The sequence below is a fragment of the Dietzia sp. DQ11-71 genome (assembly GCF_014144995.1).
GTDB classification, from domain to species: Bacteria; Actinomycetota; Actinomycetes; order Mycobacteriales; family Mycobacteriaceae; genus Dietzia; species Dietzia kunjamensis.
This window is the reverse complement of record NZ_JAALDT010000518.1, coordinates 1-4,221: the sequence shown is the minus strand read 5'-3', so window position 1 is coordinate 4,221 and position 4,221 is coordinate 1. Positions and strand designations below refer to the sequence as shown.

Genomic DNA, 4,221 nt, shown 5'->3' with positions numbered 1-4,221 from the left:
CCGCGCGCTCATGGTGTCCGTGGCCGGCCCCGACGTGGAGGTCCGCAGCCGCAACGCGCTCGTCGCCTCCGCGCCCACCGACGCGGTCGCCGCGCCCGGCGCGTGCTCCACGATCCGCGTCACGGCCGACTCCGGCTCGATCGGTGCCGAGTTCGTCGGCCTGGAGATCGACGGGCAGGGCGTCGGGGGCCGGATCGACGCGGACCTCCGTCCACAGGTGGTCGGGGTGTTCACCGACCTGGAGGGCGCGGCACCGGAGGGCATGGCCGTCGACATCACGGTCGACTCGCGCTACACCACGCAGGCGACCGCCATCAAGCAGATCGCGATCGTCGTGGGCATCCTCGCGATCCTCGTGGCACTCGTCGCGTTGCACCGGCTCGACCTGCGGGACGGGCGGACCGCGCGACGCATCCTCCCACCGGGCTGGTGGAAACCGCGTCCGCTGGACCTGCTGGTCGTGGCGACGCTCCTGGTGTGGCACGTCATCGGGGCCAACACCGCCGACGACGGCTACATCCTCACCGAGGCGCGCGCTGCCGTCTCCAGCGGCTACATGCCCGAGGTGTTCCGCTACTACGGGGCCCCGTACGCGCCGTTCGGCATGCCGTACTACCTCTACACAGCGATGAGCGCCATCTCGCTGGGCAGCGTCTGGCTCCGACTGCCCGCGCTGCTGCTCGGCATCGCCTCGTGGATCCTGCTGTCCCGGGAGGTCATCCCGAGGCTCGGCATCGCCGCCCGCCGCGCCGCGGCCGTGCGGTGGAGCACCGCCGCGGTCTTCCTCGCGTTCTGGCTCACCTACAACAACGGCCTCCGGCCCGAACCGATCATCGCCTTCGGTGTCCTGGCCACCTGGGTCTCGCTCGAGCGGGCACTCGCGACGGGACGGCTGCTACCCGCGGCGACCGGGTTCATCATCGGTGGGCTCACCCTGTCCGCAGCGCCCACGGGAACGTTCTGCATCGCGGTCATCATCGCCGCGTCCAGGCCACTACTGCTGCTCGTCATCCGGCGCGCGAAGCGCGACGGCTGGGTACCGACCGTCGCGCCGCTGCTGGCCGCCGGACTGGGCGTGCTGCACCTCATCTTCCTCGACCAGCCGCTGGTCACCACGCTGCAGTCGTCGGCGCTGCTCGGGGATGTCGGCCCCTCGGGCAGCTGGTACGAGGAGGTGTGGCGCTACGAATGGCTGATGAACCCCACCCCGGACGGCTCGCTGGCCCGCCGTTTCGGTGTACTCGCCATGCTCCTGTCCCTCATCACCTGCGCCGCGATCCTGTTCCGTAAGGGCCGGATCCCCGGGGTGTCCGTGGGCCCCGCCCGCCGCATCGTGGGATTGGCGGCCATCTCGATCGCGTTCATGGCGCTCAACCCCACCAAGTGGACCCACCACTTCGGCGCCTTCGCCACCATCGGCGCGGCGCTGGCGGCGCTGGTGACCATGGCGGTCCTCCCGGCGGCGACCAGGTCGCTGCGCAACCGCATGCTCTTCCTCGCCGGCGTCCTGTTCGTCCTGGCGCTGAGCTTCACCTCCACCAACGGTTGGTGGTACATCTCCATCTACGGCATCCCGTGGGGCGGCACCCAGCCCACCATCGCCGGGATCACCCTGTACTCCGTGTTCCTCGGGCTGATGCTCGTGGCACTCCTCGCCGCCCTGGTCCTGCACTACCGGGAGCCGTTCATGACGCGCACCGGGCAGGAGCGGGACGGTGGCGACCGCGGCCCCCTGCTCCGGTTCGCCCGTGAGGTCTCCCACGCCCCACTCGGGCTGGCCGCGGCCCTCGTCGTCGTCGTCATCGTCGCCTCCATGGCCGCAGCGGTCCGCAACCAGTACCCCGCGTACTCGGTGGGCCTGCAGAACCTCCGCGCTCTCTCCGGCGAGCCGTGCGGCATCGCCGATGTCGTGCTCGCCGAGCCCGACGCCAACGCCGGCCTGCTCGCCCCCGTCGGCGAGCCCCGGGACCAGCTCGAGGCCGGCGGCGAGGCGGTCGTGTTCGACCCCGACGGGATCCCGACCGACCTCACCGCCACGCAGGCGGCCGATACCGACACCCCCGGCACCGGCGAGGGCTCCGACACCAAGTCGACCACCGCCGGCACCGAGGGCGGCGTGCGCATCGGGGAGGGCATCAACGGCAGCCACGCAGTCCTGCCGTTCGGACTCGACCCCGCCCGCGTGCCGGTCCTCGGCAGCCACCAGTCGGGTGCGCAGTTCAACGCGGAGACGACCACCGACTGGTACCGGCTCCCCGAGGGGGCGGGGGAGAACGACCGGAAGAGGGAGGACCCGCTCGTCACGATCGGCGTGGCCGGGTCCTTCGCTCCCGACGCGGTGCTCGTCGAGTACTCCACCGGTGGCGGGGAGTTCGAGGTGGCGGGCTCGGTCCTGCCGATCGACATCGGGCCGGCTCCGTCCTGGCGCAACCTGCGCGTACCGACGGACACCCTGCCCGACGACGCCACGGCCATCCGGTTGGTCGTCCGCGACCTCGACCCGGACCCGTCGCGGTGGATCGCGTTCACCCCGCCGCGCATGCCGGAGCTGGTCACCATGCAGCAACTGGTCGGCGACTCGAGGCCGGTGCTGCCGGACTGGGCGGTCGCGTTCCACACCCCGTGCCTGCGCCCGTTCGACGAGTACGCCGGCGTCCACGAACTGCCCGAGTACCGCGTCCTGCCCGATCGGGGACTGGCCGTGAGCTCCACCAACACGTGGCAGGCGTGGGACGGCGGTGGCCCCATCGGGTTCATCGAGTTGCTGCTCGAGGGCGAGACGGTGCCGACCTACCTCGAACACGACTGGGACCGCGACTGGGGATCGCTCGTGCGGTACACCCCGCTCGTGCCCGAGGCGCGCGAGGCGACCGTCACCCACGACGAGGCCGTACGGTCGGGACTGTGGAACGGTGGGCCGCTCGCGCGGTGACCGGCTAGCATCGGCCCCGGAGCTATTACAAGGACTTCCAAGTAATGGCGCACAGGCACCTGACGACGACAGACTGGAGACACGCATGTCCGTGACGGAGAAGCAGTTCGAGAACATCCTGGTCGAGCAGACCGACCGGGTCGCGACCATCACGCTCAACCGCCCCAAGGCGCTCAACGCGCTGTCCAGCGGCATGGAGAAGGAGGTCGTCGAGGCCGTCGAGGCGTTGGACGGCGATCCCGGGGTCGGGTGCATCGTCATCACCGGGTCGGAGAAGGCCTTCGCGGCCGGCGCCGACATCAAGGAGATGAAGGACAAGAACTACCCGGGCATCTACCTCGAGCGGTTCTTCCACGACTGGAAGCGCCTCACCGCCGCGCGCACGCCGATCATCGCCGCCGTGTCCGGTTTCGCCCTGGGCGGCGGCTGCGAGCTGGCGATGATGTGCGACATGATCATCGCCGGCGACAACGCCAAGTTCGGCCAGCCCGAGATCACCCTCGGCGTCATCCCCGGCATGGGCGGTTCGCAGCGCCTCACCCGTGCGGTGGGCAAGGCCAAGGCCATGGACCTGTGCCTGACCGGCCGCCAGATGGACGCCGACGAGGCCGAGCGCTCCGGCCTGGTCGCGCGCGTCGTCCCCGCGGCCGAGCTGCTCGACGAGACCATGAAGGTCGCCACCACGATCGCCTCCATGAGCAAGACCACGGCCATCGTCGCCAAGCAGGCGGTCAACCGTTCCTTCGAGACCACCCTCGAGGAGGGCCTGCTCGCCGAGCAGAACGCCTTCTACGCGCTGTTCGCCACGGAGGACCAGACGGAGGGCATGTCCGCGTTCGCGGAGAAGCGGAAGCCCGAGTGGCGTCGCTGAACGACGGACTGAGGCACGGGCACCTCGCCGGGGGCGGTGGCGGGACGCACGACGCGCACCGCGCCCCCGGTGAGCCCCTGCCCGTGCTCGTCCTCACCGGGTACCTGGGCGCGGGCAAGACCACCCTGCTCAACCACCTGCTGTCCGGCGCGCCGGGGCTGCGCATCGCCGCGATCGTCAACGACTTCGGCGAGATCGACGTGGACGCCACCGCCGTCGCCGGGCGGGTGGACTCCATGGTCTCGCTCGCCAACGGCTGCGTGTGCTGCGAGGTCGACGCCGGTGAGCTCGGCGAGACCCTCACCCGGCTCGCGGGTCCCGAGCTGGGCCTGGACCTCGCGGTCATCGAGGCCAGTGGCCTGGCCGAGCCGCCCGTCCTGTCGCGGATGGTCCACGACGTGCCGCGGGACGTGGCGCG

The 4,221-nt window shown here is 71.1% G+C and carries 3 protein-coding genes; all 3 read left to right on the top strand.

The window, feature by feature from the left end:
- The coding region (locus tag G6023_RS15500; RefSeq protein ID WP_182636378.1) for an arabinosyltransferase domain-containing protein at nt 1-2,932 on the top strand (2,932 nt) is incomplete at its 5' end.
- An 85-nt stretch (nt 2,933-3,017) separates the two neighbouring features.
- A complete protein-coding gene (locus tag G6023_RS15495; RefSeq protein ID WP_067712041.1) occupies nt 3,018-3,803 on the top strand; it encodes an enoyl-CoA hydratase in 786 nt (261 codons plus the stop codon).
- Nucleotides 3,791-4,221, top strand: a 431-nt coding sequence (locus tag G6023_RS15490) for a CobW family GTP-binding protein (protein ID WP_347570792.1), incomplete at its 3' end; no start/stop codon positions are given. The genes G6023_RS15495 and G6023_RS15490, both read left to right, overlap by 13 nt.

Coding starts and splice junctions, on each gene's coding strand:
- G6023_RS15495 (WP_067712041.1), top strand. CDS start 3,018: ATGTCCGTGACGGAGAAGCAGTTCGAGAACATCCTGGTCGAGCAGACC.